17 protein-coding genes, 2 tRNA genes and 1 pseudogene are annotated in these 22256 nt (G+C 69.8%); 14 read left to right on the forward strand and 6 right to left on the reverse strand.

Features of this window, described 5'->3' with window-relative positions; genetic code table 11:
• Positions 1-6 precede the first annotated feature (6 nt).
• On the reverse strand, positions 7-1647 hold the full coding sequence (pgm, locus tag Q9S36_RS11360) for a phosphoglucomutase (alpha-D-glucose-1,6-bisphosphate-dependent) (RefSeq protein ID WP_311285238.1): 1641 nt from the start codon (positions 1645-1647) through the stop codon (positions 7-9).
• 61 nt (positions 1648-1708) lie between these two features.
• Positions 1709-2644, reverse strand: coding sequence for a LysR family transcriptional regulator (locus tag Q9S36_RS11365; RefSeq protein ID WP_311285239.1), 936 nt, complete (start codon positions 2642-2644; stop codon positions 1709-1711).
• Positions 2645-2716: 72 nt separating this feature from the next.
• Between Q9S36_RS11365 and Q9S36_RS11370 the strand changes: the two genes are divergently transcribed.
• Together Q9S36_RS11370 and pheA are read left to right on the forward strand one after the other, a co-directional pair.
• Positions 2717-3640 carry an EamA family transporter gene (locus tag Q9S36_RS11370; RefSeq protein ID WP_311285240.1) on the forward strand — a complete coding sequence of 308 codons (924 nt, stop codon included), beginning with the start codon at positions 2717-2719 and terminating at the stop codon, positions 3638-3640.
• Positions 3637-4599, forward strand: coding sequence for a prephenate dehydratase (gene pheA, locus Q9S36_RS11375; protein ID WP_064003770.1), 963 nt, complete (start codon positions 3637-3639; stop codon positions 4597-4599). Before Q9S36_RS11370 ends, pheA begins: the two co-directional genes overlap by 4 nt.
• Before the next feature lie 124 nt (positions 4600-4723).
• Here pheA and Q9S36_RS11380 read toward each other — a convergent pair whose 3' ends face one another.
• Both Q9S36_RS11380 and Q9S36_RS11385 read right to left on the reverse strand, forming a co-directional pair.
• Positions 4724-5767, reverse strand: a complete 1044-nt coding sequence (locus Q9S36_RS11380) for an LLM class flavin-dependent oxidoreductase (RefSeq protein ID WP_311285241.1) — start codon at positions 5765-5767, stop codon at positions 4724-4726.
• A gap of 51 nt (positions 5768-5818) precedes the next feature.
• Positions 5819-6853 (reverse strand): LacI family DNA-binding transcriptional regulator, encoded by a 1035-nt coding sequence (locus Q9S36_RS11385; protein ID WP_311285242.1) that lies wholly within the window; start codon positions 6851-6853, stop codon positions 5819-5821.
• Between the two features lie 157 nt (positions 6854-7010).
• Here Q9S36_RS11385 and Q9S36_RS11390 point away from each other — a divergent pair.
• Positions 7011-7544 (forward strand): annotated as a pseudogene (locus Q9S36_RS11390) (beta-galactosidase); the annotation flags it as partial.
• A 55-nt stretch (positions 7545-7599) separates the two neighbouring features.
• On the opposite strand, the gene Q9S36_RS11395 reads toward Q9S36_RS11390, so the two are convergent.
• Both Q9S36_RS11395 and Q9S36_RS11400 read right to left on the reverse strand, forming a co-directional pair.
• Positions 7600-8964: a deoxyribodipyrimidine photo-lyase gene (locus Q9S36_RS11395; RefSeq protein WP_311285243.1), complete on the reverse strand. Its 1365-nt coding sequence runs from the start codon at positions 8962-8964 to the stop codon at positions 7600-7602.
• A 61-nt stretch (positions 8965-9025) separates the two neighbouring features.
• Positions 9026-10195, reverse strand: coding sequence for a diacylglycerol kinase family protein (locus Q9S36_RS11400; protein WP_311285244.1), 1170 nt, complete (start codon positions 10193-10195; stop codon positions 9026-9028).
• A 103-nt stretch (positions 10196-10298) separates the two neighbouring features.
• Between Q9S36_RS11400 and serS the strand changes: the two genes are divergently transcribed.
• From serS to Q9S36_RS11455, 11 genes are all read left to right on the forward strand, one after another.
• Positions 10299-11564, forward strand: coding sequence for a serine--tRNA ligase (serS, locus tag Q9S36_RS11405; protein ID WP_311285245.1), 1266 nt, complete (start codon positions 10299-10301; stop codon positions 11562-11564).
• Positions 11561-12466, forward strand: a complete 906-nt coding sequence (locus tag Q9S36_RS11410) for an HAD-IIB family hydrolase (RefSeq protein WP_311285246.1) — start codon at positions 11561-11563, stop codon at positions 12464-12466. Before serS ends, Q9S36_RS11410 begins: the two co-directional genes overlap by 4 nt.
• Positions 12467-12566: 100 nt before the next feature.
• Positions 12567-12651, forward strand: a tRNA-Ser gene (locus Q9S36_RS11415).
• A gap of 20 nt (positions 12652-12671) precedes the next feature.
• Positions 12672-13979 carry an LCP family protein gene (locus Q9S36_RS11420; protein ID WP_311285247.1) on the forward strand — a complete coding sequence of 436 codons (1308 nt, stop codon included), beginning with the start codon at positions 12672-12674 and terminating at the stop codon, positions 13977-13979.
• A 74-nt stretch (positions 13980-14053) separates the two neighbouring features.
• A tRNA-Ser gene (locus tag Q9S36_RS11425) sits at positions 14054-14142 on the forward strand.
• A 317-nt stretch (positions 14143-14459) separates the two neighbouring features.
• Positions 14460-14966 (forward strand): DUF1877 family protein, encoded by a 507-nt coding sequence (locus tag Q9S36_RS11430; protein ID WP_311285248.1) that lies wholly within the window; start codon positions 14460-14462, stop codon positions 14964-14966.
• Positions 14967-15031: 65 nt separating this feature from the next.
• Complete coding sequence (locus Q9S36_RS11435; protein WP_311285249.1) at positions 15032-16483, forward strand: DUF3375 domain-containing protein; 1452 nt, start codon at positions 15032-15034, stop codon at positions 16481-16483.
• Positions 16480-17139, forward strand: a complete 660-nt coding sequence (locus Q9S36_RS11440; protein WP_005052813.1) for a DUF4194 domain-containing protein — start codon at positions 16480-16482, stop codon at positions 17137-17139. Before Q9S36_RS11435 ends, Q9S36_RS11440 begins: the two co-directional genes overlap by 4 nt.
• The gene (locus tag Q9S36_RS11445; protein WP_311285250.1) at positions 17136-20489 is read left to right on the forward strand and encodes an SbcC/MukB-like Walker B domain-containing protein; all 3354 of its coding nucleotides are present in this window, start codon (positions 17136-17138) and stop codon (positions 20487-20489) included. Before Q9S36_RS11440 ends, Q9S36_RS11445 begins: the two co-directional genes overlap by 4 nt.
• Positions 20486-21607, forward strand: a complete 1122-nt coding sequence (locus Q9S36_RS11450) for a DUF3322 domain-containing protein (RefSeq protein ID WP_311285251.1) — start codon at positions 20486-20488, stop codon at positions 21605-21607. The genes Q9S36_RS11445 and Q9S36_RS11450 overlap by 4 nt, the downstream gene beginning before the upstream one ends.
• Positions 21608-21719: 112 nt before the next feature.
• Positions 21720-22244 carry a helix-turn-helix domain-containing protein gene (locus tag Q9S36_RS11455; protein WP_311285252.1) on the forward strand — a complete coding sequence of 175 codons (525 nt, stop codon included), beginning with the start codon at positions 21720-21722 and terminating at the stop codon, positions 22242-22244.
• The last annotated feature ends 12 nt before the right edge of the window (positions 22245-22256 follow it).

A 22256-nucleotide genomic window follows, 5' to 3' on the forward strand; every position in this document is an offset into this window, starting at 1 on the left:
GCGGCCTCAGGAACCCAGCGCGGCGGCGACGACCTTGCGAGCCTCCTCCTGCACCTGCGCGAGGTGCTCGGGACCCTTGAGGCTCTCGGCGTACAGCTTGTAGACGTCCTCGGTGCCCGACGGGCGCGCCGCGAACCAGGCGTACTCGGTCTGCACCTTGAGCCCGCCGATCGCCGCACCGTTGCCGGGCGCGTGCGAGAGCTTCGCCGTGACGGGGTCGCCGGCCAGCTCGCTCGCCGACACGGCGTCGCCCGAGAGCTTCGACAGGGCCGCCTTCTGCTCGGGCGAGGCGGGCGCGTCGACGCGCTGATACGCGGATGCCCCGAACTCGGCCTCGAGCTCGGCGTACCGCTGCGAGGGGGTCTTGCCGGTGACGGCGAGGATCTCGGCGGCGAGCAGACAGAGGAGGATGCCGTCCTTGTCCGTCGTCCAGACCGTGCCGTCCTTGCGCAGGAACGACGCACCGGCGGATTCCTCGCCGCCGAAGGCGACGGAGCCGTCGAGCAGGCCCGGGACGAACCACTTGAACCCGACGGGGACCTCGAGGAGGGTGCGGCCGAGCGAGGCGGCGACGCGGTCGATGATCATCGACGACACGAGGGTCTTGCCGATGGCGGCATCCTGCGGCCAGCCTTCGCGGTGGCGGTAGAGGTAGTCGATCGCGACGGCGAGGAAGTGGTTCGGGTTCATGAGCCCGGCGTCGGGCGTCACGATGCCGTGACGGTCGGCGTCGGCGTCGTTGCCGGTGAGGATGTCGAACTCGTCGCGCCGGGCGACGAGGGCGGCCATCGCCGAGGGGGAGGAGGGATCCATGCGGATCTTCTCGTCCCAGTCGAGCGTCATGAACCGCCACGTCGGGTCGACCTCGGGGTTCACGACCGTGAGGTCGAGGCCGTAGCGCTCGCCGATGAGAGCCCAGTACTCGACCGACGCACCGCCGAGCGGGTCGGCGCCGATCCGCACGCCCGACCGGGCGATGGCCTCGACGTCGATGATGGATGCCAGGTCGGCGACGTACTCCTCGCGGAAGTCGTACTGGCCGAGGGTCGCGTCGTCGATGTCCGCGTGGCGGATGCGTCGGACGCCCTCGAGGCCGGCTTCGATGAGCGCGTTCGCGCGGTCGGCGATCCAGCCGGTCGCGTCGGTGTCGGCGGGTCCGCCGTGGGGCGGGTTGTACTTGAATCCGCCGTCGCGCGGCGGGTTGTGCGAGGGGGTGACGACGATGCCGTCGGCGCGACCGGCATCCGACTCGTCCCGGCCCTTGTTGTAGGTGAGGATCGCGTGGCTGAGAGCGGGTGTCGGCACCCACGAGTCGCGGCTGTCGACGCGGACGTCGACGCCGTTCGCGACGAGGACCTCGATGGCGGTGTGCTCGGCGGGCAGCGAGAGTCCGTGCGTGTCGCGGCCGAGGAACAGCGGGCCGGTGATGCCCTGCGCCGCGCGGTAGTCGACGATCGCCTGCGTCGTGGCGAGGATGTGGTCCTCGTTGAAGCTGCGCGACAGCGACGAGCCCCGGTGGCCGCTCGTCCCGAACGCGACCCGCTGCGCGGCGACCGACGGGTCGGGCTTCAGGTCGTAGTAGGCGCCGATGAGGGCGTCCACGTCGACGAGGTCAGAGGCTTCGGCTGGCTGTCCTGCGCGGCTCATTCGCCCAGTCTGCCAGGGAAGTCGGACGGGAGCGCCTGCGTGTCGCGGATCCGCAGCGAGCTCACGCCGGAAGGCGGCCCGCCTCGGTGACCATCGCCGCCGCCCGTTCCGACAGGGCATCGAGCACGGTCCGCAAAGCGGGGGAGTCCGACATGGTCCGGCGGTGGATGGCCGACACCTCGCGGATAAACTCGGGCGACGCCGTCGGGATCGCGACGAGGTCGGGGCCGAGGGGCGGGCGGCCCAGTCGCGGAACCAGCGCGACGGCGATGCCCGCGCGGGCGATCTCGAGGTGGTTCTCGAACTCCATCGACTCGTGCACGATCCGCGGCGCTCCGCCGACACCGTCGAACAGCCGCCGCAGCCATTGCCGGCAGATCGTCGACTCGAACGTCGCGACCCACGGCTCGCCGCCGAGGTCCTCGGGGCGCAGTTCGGTGCGGCCGGCGAGCGGGTGGTCGCGTCGCAGGATGATGTCGGCGACGTCGGTGAACAGCGGGGTCTCGACGAGGTGGTCGGGGATCGCGAGGGCGACGTTGCCCCAGCGGTGCACGAGTCCCAGGTCCCGTTGACCCGACGCGACGAGGGCGACCGTCTCCCACGGTTCGCTCTCGCGCAGCGGCAGTCGCAGATCCGGATGCCGCCGGCCGAGGTCCGCGAGCAGGGGCACCATGACGCCGCGCACGACCGTCGAGAACGCCCCGATGCGGATCTCGCCGGCGACCCGGTCGGGCTCGCCGCCTCCGTGGAGATCCGCGCGGACCCGCTCGAGGTCGGCGAGGATCGGCGTGGCCGACACGACGAGGCGCGTCGCGGACTCGGTCAGCACCACTCCTCGCCCGACTCGCTCGAGCAGGGCCACGCCGGTATCGCGCTCGAGTCGCTTGATCTGCTGCGAGACCGCCGACGGCGTGAATCCCAGGGCCGTGGCGGCGGCGGCGACGCTCCCCTCCGTGGCCACGGCGCGCAGGGACACGACGGCCTCGAGATCGATCATGAAGCGATGCTACCGATTTGCCTCGCCGAATGATTGCTTGTCCTTCATGGATGCCGCGGGTGGACTGGTCCCGTGACCCGCCGTGACATGCTCCTCGCCGCCCTCGTCGCCTCGCTGTGGGGCCTGAACTTCGTCGTCATCGACTGGGGAATGAGCGGCATCCCGCCCCTGCTGTTCGCGGCGATCCGGTTCGCCGTCGTCGCACTCGCCGTCCTCGTGGTGCCGCGGCCGCAGACCGGGTGGCGCGTGATCGTCGGAGTCGGCCTGTTCATGAGCCTCGGCCAGTTCGCGCTCCTCTACACGTCGCTCGCGCTGGGGCTGAGCCCGGGCCTCGCCGCGCTCCTCATGCAGGCGCAGGCGGTCTTCACGATCGTGATCGCCGCGATCGCCCTGCGCGAGCGCCCCTCAGCGACGCAGGTCATCGGTGTCGGCCTCGGCGTCGTCGGTCTCGCGATCGTGGCGCTCTTCCGCGGCGGCGACGCTCCCGTGCTCGCGGTCTGCCTCGCGCTCGCGGCCGCGCTGTCGTGGGCCGTCGGCAACGTGATCTCGCGCCGCGCGGGCGTCGTCACCGGGATCGGCCGCGGCGGCACGCTGTCGCTGACGGTCTGGTCGTCGCTGGTCGTGCCGATCCCCGCCCTGGCCCTGTCGTTCGTCATCGACGGTCCCGCGGCGATCGTCGCGGGGCTCGCCGCCATCGGACCCCAGGCCGTCGTCTCGACCCTCTACACCGCGGGCCTGTGCACCCTGTTCGCGTACGCCGTCTTCAACGGACTGCTCGGCCGCAACCCGTCCGCGGCCGTCGTGCCGTGGATCCTGCTCGCGCCCGTCGTCGCGATGGCCTCGGCCGCACTGCTGCGCGGTGAGGCTCCGAGCGTCGGAGAGGTGGTCGGCGGGGCGGTTCTCGTCGCGGGTGTACTGGTCAGCGGCATCCGTCGTCGACAGCCGATACCGCGGACGGTGGGGCTCATGGGGGTGCCCACTAGGCTGTCCGCGTGACATCCGAGCCCCCGGCTTCCCCCACCCGTCGCACGTACAGCTTCCTCGGCCCCGCCGGCACCTTCACCGAAGCCGCCCTCGCGCAGGTCCCCGAAGCACGCGACCAGACCTGGCGCCCCGTCCGCAACGTCGGCGAGGCGCTCGCCGACGTCATCGAGGGCCGGTCGGATGCCGCGATGATCGCGATCGAGAACTCCGTCGACGGCGGCGTCTCGACGACGCAGGACGCGCTGGCGACCGTGCCGGGACTCCGCATCGTCGGGGAGTACCTCGTGCCGGTCGAGTTCGTGCTGGTCGCCCGGCCCGGCGTGCGACTCGAGGACGTCTCGGTCGTCGCAGCCCACCCCGTCGCCTACGCGCAGTGCCTCACGTGGCTGACGGCCGCGCTGCCCGAGCACTCGCACATCCCCGCCACGAGCAACGTCGCCGCCGCCGTGGGACTCGTCGACGGCGGGATCTCCGCGGATGCCGCGATCGCCCCGCCGGGCATCCTCAAGCTCTACGACCTCGACCTGCTGGCCGAGAAGATCGGCGACAATCCGCACGCCGTGACGCGGTTCGTGCTGGTGAGCCGCACGGCTCCGCCGCCCGCGCCGACGGGGGCCGACAAGACGTCGCTCATCGTCGAGCTGCCCGAGGACCACCCGGGTGCCCTCCTCGAGCTGCTCGAGCAGTTTGCAACCCGGGGCATCAACCTGTCGCTGCTCGCCTCGCGCCCGATCGGCGACGAGCTCGGCCGGTACCGCTTCGTCATCGACGCCGACGGGCACATCGAGGACGAGCGCATGGCCGACGCGTTGCTGGGCCTGCGTCGCTTCTCGCCGCGCGTGCTCTACCTCGGCTCCTATCCGCGTGCCGACCGCGCGATCGTGCGCTACCCCGAGCGGTACTCCGATGAGGTTTTCGTCGAGGCGCGCGACTGGCTGCGCGGCCTCGTCTCGGGCGAGCCCGAGGCCTGACCCGCCCGCCTGCGCGGCACCAACCGCGGAGATGTGCCGCTGCGCGGCGGGTGGAACCGGTTACCACCGCGTCTCGGTGACGGATCTCCTCGGTTGTCGCCGCCCGCGCGCGGCGGCACGCGCCTCAGGCCGCGAGCAGCTCGAGCGTGCGGAGGCGCGAGGGCGCGGCATCCATCGGCTCGTCCTCGGTCGCGGCGGACACGGGCGACACCATGACCTCGTCGACGCCGTGGCGGGCGGCGAACTCCGCGAGCCGGCTGCGGACCTCGGGTCCGGTCCCGACGAACCAGCGCGACATCATCGCGTCGAACACGGGGGCGGCGAGCCCGTCCGAGGCCTCCGCCGCCGCGGCCTGCTCGACGGTCTCGAGCGCCGTGAGGGGCTTGCCGCCGCGCAGACGCGCCATCATGCGCGCCTGCGGCAGCGCGGCGGCGCGGGCCTGCGCGTCGGTGTCGGCGACGACGGCGTTGGCCGTGACGAAGGTGCGGGGCTCGGCGAGCGTCTCGGACGGCTGGAACTGCCCGCGGTAGAGGTCGAGCGCCCGCTCGAGACCGTCGCCCGAGAAGTGGTTCGCGAACACGTACGGCAGGCCCATCCCCGCGGCGAGCTGGGCCGAGTAGTCGCTCGAGCCGAGCAGCCACACCTCGGGGGTGCTGGTCGACGCGGGCGTCGCCCGCACGTCGTACGTGCCGCCCGAGGTGAACCGCAGCGTCGCTCCCTCGGCCGAGACGAGGGAACGGATGTCGGTGACGTGGTTCGGGAACCGCTCGACGTCGCTTGTGGTCCCCGACTGGCGCAGCAGCTGCGTGATGACGGGGTCCGAGCCGGGGGCGCGGCCGATGCCGAGGTCGATGCGACCGGGGGCGAGGGCTTCGAGGGCGGCGAACTGCTCGGCCACGACGAGCGGGGAGTGGTTGGGCAGCATGACGCCGCCGGAGCCGACACGGATGCGGCGGGTCCGCGCCGCCGCGGCGGCGATCAGCACCGGGGGAGTGGTCGAGGCGACGGCCGGCATGTTGTGGTGCTCCGCGAACCAGTAGCGCCGGTAGCCGAGCTCGTCGGCGCGCTGCGCGAGGGAGAGCGAGGCGGCGATCGCCTGGCTGCTGGTCTGCCCCGTGCGGACGGGGACGAGGTCGAGAACGGAGAGGGCCGGGGTCGCAATGCTCATATCCTGGGCTGCAACCGGCGCGGGTCTCCCGGCATTCCGTGCCGAGGCCGATCAGGCCGAGTCGCGCCAGACGACGGGGCAGGGGAGGACCGTGCCGCCGGCATCGGGATCCTCGCCGCGGAGTTGACGGAGGACCGACTCGGCGGCGGCGCGGCCGAGCTCATCGGCGGGCTGGTGCACGGTCGACAGGGGCGGATCGCAGCGCAGCGCCCACGAGCTGTCGTCGAAGCCGACGATGCCGATGTCCTCGGGGATGCGCCGACCCGCGGCCTGGAGGACGTCCATCGCCCCGGCGGCGACGGCGTCGCTCGAGGCGAAGACGCCGTCGATGTCGGGCGCGCGCTCGAGGAGCGCCCGCATCCCGGCCTGCCCGTCGGAGTACGAGTACAGCGGCACGGATTCGACGAGGCTCGGTTCGAACCGAGACCCGAGGGCGTCGACGAATCCCGCGAGGCGGTCCGATCCCGAGTCGCGGTCGAGAGCGGAGGCGATCATGCCGATCCGGCGGCGCCCCGTCGCGGCGAGCCGGTTCGTGATCTCGCGCGCCGCGCCGCGGTTGTCGATGGCGACGAAGGCGGCGTCGCCGATGTCGCGCGGGTGTCCGACGAACGCGGCGGGCAGGCCGAGGTCGGCGACGGCGCGGGTGATGGGGTCGCCGACGCGGGCCGAGACGATGATGACACCGTCGATGAGGCCTCCGCTCAGATAGCGGGCGAGGCGCTCGATGTCGCGGGTCGTGTCGGCGATCATGAACGTCAGTTGGTAGTCCGCCTCCGACAGGGCGGCATTGGCGCCGAGGAGGATCGAGCCGATGTTGGGGTCCTCGACGAAGAGCGAGTGCGGCTCGTGGACGATGAGGCCGATCGCCTGCGAGCTCTGCATGACGAGGCTCCGGGCAGCGCGGTTCGGGACGAAGCCGACCTTGGCGATGGCTGCCTCGATGGCCTCGCGTGCCTCGTCCGAGACGTAAGGCTGCCCGTTGAGCACCCGGCTGACGGTGCCCCGCGAGACGCCGGCTTCCGTGGCCACGTCCTTGACGGTCGCGCGACGGCGGCGGCCCATGACATCCGTGCGATCGCTGCTCACGCGTTCATCGTATGTGCACGCACACACCGCGCACAGAGGTTCTGGATCAGTGTTTGACAGCCAGCGACGTCCGACCTACTCTGTACACGTTCACAGATCCTCAACGCGGAGGAACACCGCTCGGACCTGTGCACGTTCACAGGATCCAGAGGAGAACATGTCGGTCCCCGCCCGCCCCTTCGAGCACGACGGCATCGCGTTCGGTTGCGACTACAACCCCGAACAGTGGACGCCGGACGTCTGGGACGAGGACATCGCGCTCATGCGCGACGCCGGCGTCGACCTCGTCGCGATCAACATCTTCGGCTGGGCCCACCTCGAGCCGCGCGCGGGGCAGTACGACTTCGCTCGCCTGGACGACATCGTCGAGCGTCTGCACGCCGCCGGCATCCGGGTGAACCTCGGCACCGGCACCGCGTCGACGCCCGCGTGGCTGACGACGGCGCACCCCGAGATCCTCCCCGTCGTCGACGACGGCACCCGCCGCTACCCCGGCGGTCGTCAGGCATGGTGTCCGAGCTCACCCGTCTACCGCGAGGCCGCCCTCGCCCTCGTCGACGCCGTCGCCGCTCGGTACGGCTCGCACCCGGCGATCGCGCTGTGGCACGTCTCGAACGAGTTCGGATGCCACAACGCGCTGTGCCACTGCGACGAGAGCGCCGCCGCCTTCCGCACCTCGCTGACACCACGCATCCGCGCCGCGGGTCGGGCCTCCGGGCTCCGATCCGCGGCGCGGTCGCGTTCGGTCAGGACTCGCGCGAGGCCTGCTTGACCTTCTCGTAGGCGTCGAGCGCGTTCTGCCGGGTCGCCTTCAGGTCGACGATCGGCAGGGGCGGCTGTCCGTCGGCATCCCGGTACTCCGGAGCCCACCGCCCGACGTACTCGCGGTTCTTGTCGAACTTGTCGGCCTGCAGCTCCGGGTTGAAGACGCGGAAGTACGGTGCGGCGTCGGCGCCCGACCCGGCGACCCACTGCCAGTTGAACGGGTTGCTCGCCCCGTCGGCGTCGACGAGGCAGTCCCAGAACCACTCCTCGCCGCGGCGCCAGTCGATCATCAGGTTCTTGATGACGAAGGATGCCGTGATCATCCGCACGCGGTTGTGCATGTAGCCGGTCTCCCAGAGCTCGCGCATCCCGGCATCCACCATCGCGTAGCCGGTGCGCCCCTTCTGCCAGGCCTCGAGTGCGGACGGCTTCACGCGCGGCCAGGGGAACGCGTCGAACTCCCGCCGGAGGTTTTTCGTCGCGAGTTCGGGGAAGTGGTACAGGGTGTGCCAGGCGAACTCGCGCCAGCCGATCTCCGACAGGAACTGCGAGGCGCCGGTGGCCTCGACCGCGGCGTGCCAGACGGTGTGCGGACTCAGCTCGCCCCACCGCAGGCGCGGCGAGAGCATCGAGGTCGCCCCGGCGGCGGGCCGGTCGCGGGCGTCGCCGTAGTGGCCGAGGTCCTCGTCGAGGAACTCGCGCAGGCGGCGGCGGGCCGCCGGCTCGCCCGGCTCCCACGTGTCGCGCAGGCCCTGCGCCCAGTCCGGTGCGGTCGGCAGCAGCTGCCAGTCGTCGAGGTCGTCCGACGCGGGGTAGCGCGAGGGTCCGCTCACCTCCCGCGGTTCGGGCAGCGGCGCGCGCGGAGCGGGCTGCGCGAGGCACGCCCGCCAGAACGGGCTGTAGACCGAGAAGTGCTTCCCCGATCCCGTCTGGATGGTCCACGGCTCGAAGAGGACGGATGCCGCGAACGACGCGACCTCGACGCCGCCCTCCCGCAGGCCCGCCTTCAGCTGCGCGTCGATCTCACGCTCCGGCCCGCCGTAGCGCCGGTTCCAGAACACGGCGCCCGCGCCGGTGTCGTCGGCCACGTCGCGGACGACCCGGGCGGCGGGTCCGCGGCGCAGGATCAGCCGCGAACCGCGCTCCGCGAGCCGTTCGGCGAGCGAGGCGAGCGAGTGGTGCAGCCACCACCGGGCCGCCCCGCCGAGCGGGCGGATGCCCTCGGACTCCTCGTCGAGGACGTAGAGACCGATGACGGGCTCGCCGCGGTCCACGGCCGCGCGCAGGGCGGGGTGGTCGGCGAGGCGCAGGTCGTCGCGGAACCAGACGATCGAAGGGGACGGCATCCCCTCATCCTCGTCACCCGACGAGGCCGGCGCCGCCCCTTGCAATCCGGCGCGGAATCCCTCAGACGGCCTCGACGGAGTGCCCGCGCGGGATCGCGAGGGTGAGTCCGCCGGCGATGACGCGGACGGCGATGCGGGTCGCCTCGCCGAACTCGTCGCCGTCGAGCTGTACGGGGTGTGCCTCCTCGGCGGCGAGGTCGATGCCCTTGCCGCGCGAGTAGCGCACGGAGTTGTCGGCGGTGCGGAGCGAGAGGATCTTGCGTCCGGTGCGGAACTTGCGCAGCACGCTGTTGTCCCACGCGAGGCGCCGCCAGACGAGCAGCCAGCCGAACGCGGAGCGCGGCTGCAGGATCGCGACGTCGAGTTCGCCGTCGGTGATGGATGCCTCGGGGATCAGCTCGAGCCCCGCCTGGAGCGACCCGCAGTTGGCGAAGAGCACACTCTGCACGTCGGCCCGGTGGATGCGGTGACCCGGCACCTGGTAGACGACCGGGAACGGCTTGGCCTGGGCGATCGACCGGGCGGCGCCGTCGACGTAGGCGACCCAGCCGACCTTCTTCTTCAGGTCGCTGTTCGTGTTGGCGATCATCGCGGCGTCGAGCCCCATCCCGCCCATGACGACGAACGCGTGCTCGGCGGTCTCGCCGTCGGGACGACGCAGCTGCGCGAGGCCCACGTCGATCGCGAGGGTGTCGCCGTCGAAGGTGGCGGCGATCATCGCCGCCGGGTCGTCGAGCGGGAGCCGGAGGTTGCGGGCCAGCAGGTTGCCGGTGCCACTCGGCACGATCGTGAGGGGGACGGGCGAGCCCGTCATCGCCTCGCTCACGGCGCGGACGGTGCCGTCGCCGCCGGCGACGAGGACGGCACCCACCCCTTCGTTCAGGGCCTGGCGGGCGACGTCGTCGCCGAGGTCGTCGATGGTGGTCTCGTAGAAGAGGGGCTCGGACCAGCCGGCCGCCTTCGCGGCGGTCGCGACCTGCTCGCGCAGCGCGTCGCCGTCGACCTTGATGGGGTTGTAGACGAGGGCGGCCTTCGGGCTCGGCCGGCCGTCCTCGTCGGGCATAGGTTCGGTCGATCCGCTGCGGTCGACCCGGCGGGCCTCGCCCGTCTCGCCGTCCTTCGTGTCGGGCGCGATGTCGTCGGGCTCGCGGATGACGCCGTCGGGTTCGGCGACAGCAGCCGGGTCGTGCGCGTCGTCGGAGCCGTGCGTCGTGCCGGGGTCGGTCGCCATGCGTACAGGATAGGGCCCGGCATCCGTCTCCCGGGGCCCCTTGCGCGGCTGCGCGATCCGCACCAGGGGAGGGGGCCGGGAGGCCCGCGACTAGACTCGACGGGTGATCGATCTCGCCCTCCTCCGTGACGACCCGGCCCTCGTGAAGCGCTCGCAGGAAGCCCGCGGCGAGTCGCCCGACACCGTCGACGCCGCCCTGGCCGCGGACCGCGGGCGGCGCGCGGCGATCACGGCCTTCGAGGAGCTCCGCGCCGAGCAGAACGCGCACGGCAAACGCGTCGCGAAGGCGCCGAAGGACGAGAAGGCGGCGCTCGTCGCCGAGGCGAAGGACCTCAGCGAGCGCGTCAAGGCCGCCCAGCAGGCGGTCACCGTGGCCGAGGAGGCCGCCTCGGCGGCCCTCGCGCGCATCGAGAACATCGTCATCGACGGCGTGCCCGCCGGTGGCGAGGACGACTTCATCACGCTGCGCACGCACGGCGAGCCCGCGACGTTCGACTTCGAACCCCGCGACCACCTCGCCCTGGGCGAGATGCTCGGGGCGATCGACACCGAGCGCGGGGCGAAGGTCTCGGGCGCGCGGTTCACCTTCCTCACCGGGATCGGTGCCCGACTCGAGCTCGCCCTCACGAACCTCGGGATGCAGCGGGCGCTCGAGGCCGGCTTCATCCCCATGATCCCGCCGACCCTCGTCCGCGCCGAGGTCATGCGCGGCACCGGCTTCCTCGGCCAGCACGCGGACGAGGTCTACCACCTCGACGACGATGACCTGTACCTCGTCGGTACGAGCGAGGTCCCGCTCGCCGGCTACCACATGGACGAGATCCTCGACCTCGAGGCGGGCGCGAAGCGCTACGCCGGCTGGTCGACGTGCTACCGCCGCGAGGCCGGCTCGTACGGCAAGGACACCCGCGGCATCATCCGCCTGCACCAGTTCAACAAGCTGGAGATGTTCGTCTACACGACGCCTGACGACGCCGAGGCCGAGCACCTGCGCCTCGTCGAGATGCAGGAGCGCATGCTGCAGGACCTCGGTCTCGCGTACCGCGTGATCGACGTGGCCGCCGGCGACCTGGGGTCGTCCGCCGCGCGCAAGTACGATGTCGAGGCCTGGGTCCCGACGCAGGGCGCGTACCGCGAGCTCACGTCGACGTCGAACTGCACCACCTACCAGGCCCGCCGCCTCGACATCCGGTACCGCCCCGAGGGCGGCCGCACGGCTCCCGTCGCGACGCTGAACGGCACACTCGCGACGACCCGCTGGATCGTCGCCCTGCTCGAGACGCACCAGCACGAAGACGGCTCGGTCGTCATCCCCGAGGTCCTGCGCCCGTACCTGGGCGGCCTCGAGGTGGCGGAGCCGATCGCGTGAGTCCCGAGGGAGCCCCCGCGACCGGCGAGGTCCGTGCCGTCTCGCCCGACGATGCCGCCGAGGTGGTCGACGAGATCGCGACGGATGCCGCCGAGCTCCCGCGCGAGCGACTGCTCATCGCGCTCGACGTCGACGGCACGATCCTGCTCGAGGACGAGAGCTACAGTCCCGGTGTCGTGGACGCGATCGCCGACGCGCAGCGGGCCGGGCACGAGGTCATGCTCGCGACGGGTCGCTCGTGGGAGGGGACGCGCCACATCCTCGAAGGGCTGGCGCTCACCCCCGAATACGTCGTGTGCTCGAACGGCGCGGTGATCCTGCGGCGCACCGGCCCAGCCGGCACCCGCGAGTACGAGCGGTTCCACACCGAGCAGTTCGACGCGTCCGAGGTGCTGACCCTCCTGCGCGACCACCTCCCCTCGGCGCGGTACATGGTCGAACTGCCCGACGGGCGTCGCCTCTACACCGACGACATGGACGAGTGGAACGTGTCGCGCGCCGACCGCGTCCCATTCGAGGACCTCTCCGCGCAGCCGGTGTCGCGCGTCGTCGTGGTGTCGGAAGAGGGCACCGATCAGGACTTCGTCGACCTCGTGTCGCGGATCGGCCTGAACGAGGTCTCGTACGCGGTGGGCTGGTCGGCGTGGCTCGACATCGCGCCGCAGGGCGTCGACAAGGCGACCGGTCTCGAGAAGGTGCGCGACTGGCTGGGCATCGACCCCGCCCACGTCGTCGTCATCGGCGACGGACGCAACGACATCGGGATGTTCCGATGGGCGCGCGCGAACGGCGGACGGGCGATCGCCATGGGCCAGGGGCCCGATGAGGTGACCTCCGAGGCGTCGGAGCTCACGGCATCCGTCACCGAGGGCGGGGTCACGGCGGTGCTGAAGGCCCTCTGACCGGCCTCGTTCAGGCCGCCCACAGGCGCTGCCGCGAGAATGGACGGGTTCTGGGGTCGGCTAGACTCGGCCTGTTCGACCGGGGCTGTCTGCGCGGTCGGGAGGGTTGTCCGAGCGGCCGAAGGATCCGGTCTTGAAAACCGGTGGGCAGCAATGTCCCGTGGGTTCGAATCCCACACCCTCCGCACTGTCCGAAAGGTGATCCGTGAGCGCAAGGCACGACGCGAAGGCGACGAAGTTCCGCCGTCAACCCGTCGCCCGTCACGGAGCGCTGACGTCGCCGCATCCGCTGCGCCAGGTCTTCACGATCCTCGCGGCCGTCCTCGCCGTCGCGCTGGTCAGCACGGTCGCCATCGGCGGGTTCTACGTGTGGGATGCCGCGCGCAGCCTCGACGAGAACGGTGTGGCGATCGGCGACGACGCCGCCCTGCCGCCGCACATCGGCGAGATCGAGGGCGGCGTCAACATGCTCGTCGTCGGCACCGACTCGTGCGAGGGTCAGGACCTCACGCTCTTCCCGCGCTGCGCGGACGACGACGGCGGCGAGCGCAACGACGTGACGATGCTCGTGCACATCAGCGACGCGCCCCGCCGCGTGACCGTCGTGTCGTTCCCGCGCGACATGATCGTGCCGATCCCGTCGTGCACCTCGCCCGACGGCACGACGTCCCCTGCGATGAGCGCGCAGATGATCAACACGTCGTACAGCTACGGGGGCCTCGGCTGCTCGGTCGCAACCGTCGAGGAGCTGACGGGGATCGACATCCAGTTCGCCGCGGCGATCCGCTGGACGGGCGTCATCAACATGTCCGACGCGATCGGCGGTGTCGACGTCTGCCTCAGCGACGACATCAAGGATCGGCACACGGGTCTCGACCTCAAGAAGGGCAACCAGACGCTCGTGGGCGCCGAGGCGCTGCAGTTCCTCCGCATCCGTCACGGCATCGGCGACGGGTCCGACCTCGGCCGCATCTCGAACCAGCAGCAGTTCATGAGCTCGCTCGTGCGCAAGCTGCAGTCGGGCGAGGTGCTCTCGAACTACCCCGCGCTGCTGAACCTCGCCAACACCGCGCTGCGTCAGGTGAACGAGAAGCAGCTGGTCCTCAGCGAGTCGCTCACCAACCCGCAGCGGATGGTGCAGATCGCGATGGCCGTCGCCGACGTCCCGTACAAGGACATCGTCTTCGTGCAGTATCCGACGTACTACGCCCCCGGTGGTGCCCGCGTGCTGCCGGTCACGTCGGCTGCCGACGTACTCTTCACGGCTCTGGCCGAGAACAAGCCGATCCGCGTGACCGGTGCCGCGAGCGGCGGCAACGGCGTCGAGGTCGTCGGCGAGGCCGACGACCCGAACGCGACACCCGATCCGACCGGATCCGCGACGCCCGACCCGAGCGGGAGCCCCGGGGCCACGGCGACCCCGCCGGCGGGCGAGGAGGGCACAGTCGACCTGCCGGGCGAGATCACGGGCCAGTCGGCCAACGAGGTCACCTGCACCGTCGCGCAGCGCTGAGCCCCGGTTCGGTGAGGCGCCGCAGAGCGGTTATGCTTGCGTGGTGCATCCGCGCCGTCGGCGGCCGGATGCCTGGAGACGTCGCATAGTCAGGCCTAGTGCACCACCCTGCTAAGGTGGAGTCCCCTTTAGGGGACCGAGGGTTCAAATCCCTCCGTCTCCGCCGAAAAATCCCAGATCAACGGCTGTTTATTTCGCATCTGCCACGAAATCCGCCATTCTGCCACGTCGGCGAAGCGTTCCGTTCTGGGCGATCTGAGCTCGATCATGAGTTCCCGCTCATCAACCTGCTCGGTTGCGGCTGGACCGGGCGAAGGTTCAGTGCCGCTGCCCGCGAGACCGCGAGCGCATATCCCTCGGTCTCCAGGGGCGGGGCCATGCGAAGGCCTCCGTTCCTCCACAGCGGCGGATTTGGGCGCGTTCTCCCCACGGCGTCGGATGCGGTGATCGTGGCTGCGCCTCCATCGGGATGCTGGCCGCATGGGAATCCGCTACTACGCCTACGCCTTTGATGCCGACCTTGCTCAGCAGGCGGTCGATGACCCGCACAGCATCCTCTCCAGCGACCCGCTCGCTGACGCGTGGGGCCTGGAGCCGCACGCGAGCGTGAGCGTCGCGACGTTCGAGCAGGTCTCACCGAAGCGCGACATGCTCTATCTCGACAAGGCATGGTCCGCATTGCAGTCCCTCACGCGCTCGGGGCCCGGAAGTCCCGCCGCCGGCTCGTGCTACCGGATGTTCGAAGGGAACGTGACGATGCACGTCATGGGCTGGGACCCGTGGGTGAGGACGATCCTCCCGGAGGAGGTGCCAGCGATTCGGGACGACCTCTGTGCGATCGACGAGGACCAGGCGCGAACGTGGGCGCGCACTTGGCGAAGCCGGCACGACGAGCTCCGCTACGTTCTCGACTACCTCACGCGGGCACAGGAATTCGTCGAGGCGCTCGCGACGGACGGTCGCGGGATGGTCTACCTCATCGGGTGACTCAGCCCGAGCTATCCGCCGCCGCCGCGTCAACGGATGTCGGTGTGTTCCTTCAGAATGGACGCGTGCCCGCCGTCGCCCAGGTTCTCGAGCTCGCCCAGCTTGCGGAGCGCGATGCGGCGTGGAAGCTGCTTCGAGCCGACAGCGCACCCGTGGTCGCCGGTCTTCTCGGCACCCACCTGGGCGGAGACGAGCGCCGAGTCGACGCTGAGGAGCTGTACGAGCGGATCGATGCCGACCTCGAGCGGCTCCGTGCGCAGGGGCTGATCTTGCCGCTGACTGCGAAGGGGTACTGCGGGGAGTGGCGATCGGCCGGCTTCCTGGTGCGTCGGCCGTCATCGGAAGCGCGGGGTGAGACGCTCGAGCTTTCCCCGGATGCGATCGCCGGGATCCGCTTCTTGCAGGGGCGTGCCGCCCCGCGTTCGAGTGTGACCGAGTCTCGGCTTGCGAGTCTTGCGGCGCAGGTCCGTCGCCTCGCGATCGACACCGATCCTGACGTGTCAGCGCGCATCGCGCTACTCGAGGAAGAGATCGAGTCGATTGAGCGGCGGATCGAGAGCCTGCGTTCCGGTGACGAGTCCGCGATCGATGAAGACCGGGCGCTCGAGCGCGTTCGCGACGTGCTGGCGCAGGCGGCGGACGTGCCGGACGACTTTGCTCGGGTGCGTGCCGAGTTCGAGACGCTGAATGCGTCGCTGAGGGCGAAGATCGTCGAGTCCGATGTTTCTCAGGCGTCAGTCGTCGACGAAGTCTTCCGCGGAATCGACCACATCTCCGACTCGGATGCAGGCCGCAGTTTCGCTGCCTTCTCCCAGCTCGTGCTCGACCCTGCACTCGGTGCCGCATTCGAGGCCGACATCCGTCGCATCCTCGACCGCAGATTCGCTCGTGATCTCACCTCGGATGAGCGCCGGGCACTGCGCGCCTTCCTCGCAACGCTCAAGGGACGAAGCGCGGAGATCCACGATGTCATCACATTGTTCGCCCGGGCGCTCCGCCGCTACGTGCAGTCGCAGGACTACCAGCGCGACCGGGTCCTGCGGACTCTTCTGCGGGAGGCTCAGCACGCGGGGGTGCAAGCCGCCGCACACACGCGTCCGTGGCATCCGACGTTTCTCACGCTGGATCTCTCGGCCGTTGCGCTGTCGAGCGTCGGGGCGATCGACATTCACGACCCCGCCGAATTCGCCGCCACCGAAGAGATCGTCACGCAGACGACATCCCTCGCGAGCCTCGAGGAGCTGCGGGCGATCGCTCGCGAAACCGAGATCGACTTCGACGAACTCACCCGGAACGTCAACGACCTGCTCGCCGAGGTGCCCTCGTGCACCGTCGCAGATGTCCTTGCTCGATACCCCGCGACGCAGGGGGTCGGCAGCGTGATCGGACTTCTCTCGATCGCCGCCGAGCAGGGCACCGTTGACGATGAGCCCGAGGTACTCGCTTGGCAGGGCGCCGACGGAGTTCCACGTGCGGCGATTGTGGCCGCGCACCGATTCACAGGAGCGGTGGCATGACCGAGTCGACCACGGCGGATGTCGCCCCCGACGAGGACGGAGGCCTCTGGCGTGGCGACGCCGGCGAACTCCCTGATCGCACGAGGCGCGTCTTGCTGCGTCTGGTGCGTGGCCCGTATCTTTCCGGAGCGCGCGAGGCGCAGCTGTGGGCGGTGCTGCTCACCGACGAGGCTGTCCTCCGCTCCCGGCTCGCCGATTTGTTCCTCGAATTGGTCATCGATCGGGACAACGAGTTCGCCTTCGTCCGCAACGCTCCGTCCGAGGACGCCCCGAAGGCAGTGCGGTCTGAGGCGTTGACGTTCCTCGACACCGCAATGCTGCTTGTCTTGCGCCAGACGCTGCTGAGCGAGGAGGGTCGCGGTCGGGTGATCGTCGGGCAGGCGGAGGTGTTCGAGCAGCTCGCCGTGTTCCGCACCCCGGACCGTGATGAGAAGGACTTCGCGAGCCGCGTCAACTCGTCGTGGAACAAGATGCAGAACAAGCTCCGCGTGTTGCACGCCGTTGGCGATGACCGTGCCGAGATTTCGCCCGTGCTCCGACTGCTCGTCGATGCCGACCAGATCCGCGCGATCACATCGGAGTACCACCGGATCGCCCGAGAGGGCGGAGGAGAATCTGCTGCCCCGTCGACGGATGCCGAGGATGACACAGAATGACGATGCTGAGCTTCCCCACCGACGAGCCGGAGGTCGATCCGACCAGGCCCGGCCAGTGGCGACTCGCCCAAATCGAACTCGTCAACTGGGGCACGTTCGCCGGCCACGTCTCCGTGGATGTCGCGCGCGCTGGCCACCTGTTCACCGGCGCATCCGGATCGGGCAAGTCGTCGCTACTCGACGCGATTGCCGCCGTCCTCACCCCCGACAGGTGGCTGCGCCTCAACGCGGCGGCTCAGGATGGTCCTTCCCGGCAGAGCGATCGGACGCTGATGAGCTATGTGCGTGGCGCCTGGAGCAAGGAAGCTGACGAGACTGCCGATCGGGCCACCACGACCTACCTGCGCTCGAAGGCAACCTGGAGCGGCATCCTGCTGCGCTACGAGAATCTCCGCGATGAACCGGTCGTCCTGCTGCGAGTGTTCCACGCACCGGGCACGCGCACCGAACCGACCGCGTTGAAGGACGCACGGATCTTCACCCGCGGTCACGTGAAGCTTCTCGACGTGAAGCCGCACGTCGAAGGCGGAATTGACGCGCGTCGCATGTCGAAGGCCTTCCCCGACGCGCTGATCACCACCGGCGGGAGACACGGACGCTTTCACGAGCGGATCATCCGTCAGCTCGGCTTCCGCGGAGATGCGACGCTTCAGCTTCTCCACAAGACACAATCAGCGAAGAACCTCGGCACCCTCGACGCGTTGTTCCGCGGGTTCATGCTCGACCAGCCAGGGACCTTTGCGCGGGCCGAGACCGCCGTTGAGCAGTTCACGGAGCTCGATGCCGCGCACAAGCACGTGGTCGACCTGAGGAAGCAGGCTGATGCGCTCCGCAAGGTCGACGAGGCGATCACCGCGTTCGACTTGGCCGGCGCTGAGATGGCGGCGATCTCCGATCTGCACGAGGGGGTCGAGCCCTTCACAGCGGGACTCAAGTTGCGGCTCGCGAAGGAAGCCGCGGGCCCCGCACGCGCCGCGCTGGCGCGCGCCGAGAGCGACCTGAGCGACGCCGCGCGAGAGCAGCGGTTGGCGGCAGAGGCGCTGGAAACCGCGAAGGCGCGGGTCCGGGACGAGGGCGGCGCGCGCGTCGAGCTTCTGCAGGAGCGGATCGACAGTGCGCAGCGTGCCGAGGACGTCACTAGGCAATATCGAGCTCAGTTGACCGCAGAGCTGATGCGCATCGGCGCACCAATGCCCGAAGACCCCGGGCAGTTTGCGGAGCTCCTTGCCGCGGCCGTCACCGAGGTTGCACGCGACATCCCCGCTGTGTCGTATGAGGTCCGTGACGCCGCGAGTCAGGCGCGTAAGGCGCTGGACGAAGTCACCAGGCAGATACAGGCGCTGAGAGATCACCGGAGCAACCTCGACGAGAAGCTTCTGAGCGCACGACGATTCCTCGCGGACGCTGTCGGTGTGCCGGCATCGACATTCCCCTTTGCGAGCGAGCTGATCTCGGTCGCCGAGCAGCACTCCGCCTGGCGCGGCGCGGCAGAGCGAGTGCTCGCTCCATTTGCGTCGACGCTCCTCGTGCGGGACGAACATCTTGTCGCCGCACGTCGGGCAGCCGACTCGCGGACACTCGGTGTCCGGCTCGTCATCGAAGCGGTCCCGCACGCCGTCGACGAGCCGCGTCGCCCCAAGGATGCCCGCTCGCTCGTTCATCGCCTCGCGGTGAGCGATGGGCCCTTCGCGTCCTACGTCCGCAAGCGCATGGCCTCCGAGTTCGACTACGCCTGCGTTTCGCACCCCGACGAGCTTGATGACGTCGAGCGTGGCGTCACGATCGGCGGCCTGGTCAAGCGCAACTCACGCAGGTATGAGAAGGACGACCGTCACGAGGTCGGTGATGCCACTCGATGGGTGCTGGGCGGCGACACCCATGCGCGGCTCGAGGCATTGCTTGAGCGTCGGCGGGACGCGATGGCGGCGATGGAGGAAGCATCCGCCCGCGACGCCGAGGCCGACTCGTTTCGTCAGGACGCGGTCAGTCGGCGCGACGTCTTCACACGCGTATCGACGTTCAGCTGGGACCAAGTGGACCTCGCAACTGCGATGGCGGTCACCGCGGCCCAGCGCGACGATCTCCGGGTGCTCACCAGCGAGTCGGGGACTCTCCGCGAAGCACAGGAGGCCGCGGAGCGAGCGACCCGGCGACTGGACGAAACAAACGCGAAGCACGCACGGGCGCTCGGAGCCCACGCTGTCGCCCGCAGTCACGTCGAAAGCATCGCGGCACACGTCGCCGAACTCGAGGCCACCCCATATGCACCGGTCGAGGAGCGGATCGCCGACGCCCTCGAAGGCCGGTTCCGAGCCGAGCGACGCTCCGTGAGCCTGGAGACGGTGGACGAAGTCGCGCGAAAGGTGCAGTCGGCACTCTCGAAGGAGAAGGACGCCTCGGCCAGCCGCGCAGCGGATGCTGAGGCCAGCTTCGCCGGGCGCGCCGCCGAGTTTCGGCTCGGGTGGCCCGCTGCATCCGCAGAGCTGACTGCTGACATCCGCGACCGCTACGGCTACCGGGAACTGCGCGAAGGCATCATCGCCCGCGGCCTGCCCGAGAAGGAGTCCGAGTTCCGCAAGCTGTTGCGGGAACGATCGCAGGACGTCGTCGCACACTTGCTCAGCGACCTCCGCGACGCCCCGGGTCTCATCCGTGAGCGAATCCTCCCCGTCAACGCATCCCTGGGGCGGTCCCCGTTCGAGGGAGCGGACCGCTTCCTCGAGATCGATGTGAAGACGACGCGGACCCCGGAGGTCGACGAGTTCCTCACGGACCTCCGTCGCATCGTTGAAGGCAACTGGGCCGACGAGTCGGCCGCCGGTGCCGAGCAACGATTCGCCGTGCTGCAGCGCGTAATCGGTCGACTCGGATCCAAGGACCGCGTCGACATCGATTGGCGCAACCGGGTGCTCGACACGAGGCTTCACGTGAGCTTCCTCGCGCGGGAGAAGGACGTCGCCGGCCGCGTTGTGCGGGTGTATGACTCCGCAGAGGGCTTGTCGGGTGGTCAGCGACAGAAGCTCGTCATCTTCTGCCTCGCGGCAGCGCTGCGGTACCAGCTGACTGAAGAAGAGGACGAGGTTCCGAGGTTCGGGTCGATCGTGCTCGATGAGGCGTTCGACAAGGCTGACAGCCGATACACGCGCAACGCGATGGAGGTGTTCCGCGAGTTCGGATTCCACATGATCCTCGCGACACCGCAGAAGCTGCTGCAGACGCTCGAGCCGTACGTGGGTGCGATCACGTCGGTATCGAACCCCGACCGCGACGCCTCACGGCTGGCGAACGTGGTGTTCTCGGTCGGTGAACCTGAGGTCGCCACCCCGCCGCACGCGGAGTCGCGCGTGTGACCACGCTTGTCACACCGTCTGACCTGCGCGCGCGGGCGAAGAAGCTCTTCGACCGCGATGCACGCACCTGGGCCGCCGAGCAGCAGACCGATGTCGTGCTCGACGTTCCGCTACGCCCGCCAACGGAGCGGGAGGCGCTGGACGATCTCAATCTGGTTCGACGGTGGGTCGACGCCTGGCGCGGTGTGAGCGAGGATTCGGGTATCGAGCTCGAGTGGGTTGTCCGCCATTGGTCACGCATCGGGTCGCAGGAAGTCCCCGTTCGCGCGGTGCTGCGCGGTTCGGATTCGATCGCTCGAGCGGCGGGCGAGGCGGAGGGTTGGCGACGTCTGATGGCGCGACTTGACGAGTTGAGGGGCCTGGCCGGTTCCGACGCCAGCGGTGTGCTCCGCGCCCATGGCCGCGCGATCAGCGATCTCGATGGCGCCGATTTCGACAGGCTCGTCCATGTGCTGGCCTGGTTGCGCGAGAACCCGGAATCGGGCCACCTGGTGCGGGAACTGCCGATCCGCGGCATCCACACCAAATGGATCGAATCTCGCCGCGGACTCGTCGAGGCGTTGCATCGGGCGGGAACCGGAGCACCCGGACTGGGCCTTCGCGAGCCGTCACCGCTCATACGGATCCGTGCTCTCGATCCGTCGCTCTCGTTCCAGGGGCTCACCGATGTGTCGGCGCCCGTCGACGACCTTGCGGCAAGCACGATCCGACCCGAGCGCGTGTTCGTGTTCGAGAACCTCGCTACCCTGCTCGCGATGCCGGATGTGCCCCGAGCTGTAGCAGTGCACGGTGGTGGTCACCGCGTCGATCTCGTCGCCCGCCTCCCGTGGGCGCAGACGGTCACCTACTGGGGCGATCTCGACTCGCACGGATTCGCCATACTCAACCGACTTCGAGCCAGGGGTGTGGACGCAACGTCGGCGTTGATGGATATGGATACTCTGTTCGCTCACCGTGATCTGTGGGGGACCGATCCGGATCCGAACGTCGGCGTGTTCGAGCTGCTCAAGCCTGATGAGCGCGCGACTCTTCAGTCGCTGAGCGCGGAGGGCAACATACGCCTCGAGCAGGAGCGCCTCCCGTGGAGTTACGCGCTCGAACGGCTCGGGGTGTCCTGACGAGGCATCTGATCGTTGCCCCAGCGCGCTCCTATTGGCCTGTCAGCGACGCGTGCTACCGTAATCGCAACAAACGCAACCTCCTGCGTTTACGTGTATTGAGGTGATTTCCGTGTCTCGCGCTGCCGTCGTTGAAGAGACGTACCTTCCCAGCAGGGAAGTCGAGCTTGCCCCTGTGCTGGACTTCCTCACCGCCCATGAGGCCGCCGGCCGGGCTCTTCCCGAGCCAAGGTACTTCCTTGCGGGCGCGCGTCCAGGCGACCAGGTCGAGCTTCCGGAAGAGGTCTACCTCGCTCTCCGCAAGATCGTGGACGCGATGCAGAGCGGGCTTGCTGTGTCAGTTGTACCCCAGGCAACACGGCTCACCACCCAGCAGGCAGCGGATCTCCTGAACGTGAGCCGCCCGACCATTGTGAAGCTCCTCGACGAGGGTGAGATCCCATTCGAGAAGGCGGGAACGCACCGACGCATTCTCCTCGCGGATCTGCTCGAGCACCGAGAGCGCCGGCGGGAGCGTCAGTACGACATGCTCGCCGCCACGCGCGACGCCGTCGACGAAGACAACATCGAGCAGACGCTCGAGGACCTCAGAGCGGCGAGGAAGGCGGTCGCCGCAAGGCGGGCAGCCCGACTCTGACCTCGCAGACTG

This window comes from Microbacterium sp. ARD31, assembly GCF_031844425.1.

Excerpts from the sequence above, each read along its gene's own strand:
- pgm (WP_311285238.1), bottom strand. The coding sequence starts at position 1,647 with ATGAGCCGCGCAGGACAGCCAGCCGAAGCCTCTGACCTCGTCGACGTG.
- Q9S36_RS11365 (WP_311285239.1), bottom strand. The coding sequence starts at position 2,644 with ATGATCGATCTCGAGGCCGTCGTGTCCCTGCGCGCCGTGGCCACGGAG.
- Q9S36_RS11380 (WP_311285241.1), bottom strand. The coding sequence starts at position 5,767 with ATGAGCATTGCGACCCCGGCCCTCTCCGTTCTCGACCTCGTCCCCGTC.
- Q9S36_RS11395 (WP_311285243.1), bottom strand. The coding sequence starts at position 8,964 with ATGCCGTCCCCTTCGATCGTCTGGTTCCGCGACGACCTGCGCCTCGCC.
- Q9S36_RS11400 (WP_311285244.1), bottom strand. The coding sequence starts at position 10,195 with ATGGCGACCGACCCCGGCACGACGCACGGCTCCGACGACGCGCACGAC.
- Q9S36_RS11430 (WP_311285248.1), top strand. The coding sequence starts at position 14,460 with ATGGGAATCCGCTACTACGCCTACGCCTTTGATGCCGACCTTGCTCAG.
- Q9S36_RS11440 (WP_005052813.1), top strand. The coding sequence starts at position 16,480 with ATGACCGAGTCGACCACGGCGGATGTCGCCCCCGACGAGGACGGAGGC.
- Q9S36_RS11445 (WP_311285250.1), top strand. The coding sequence starts at position 17,136 with ATGACGATGCTGAGCTTCCCCACCGACGAGCCGGAGGTCGATCCGACC.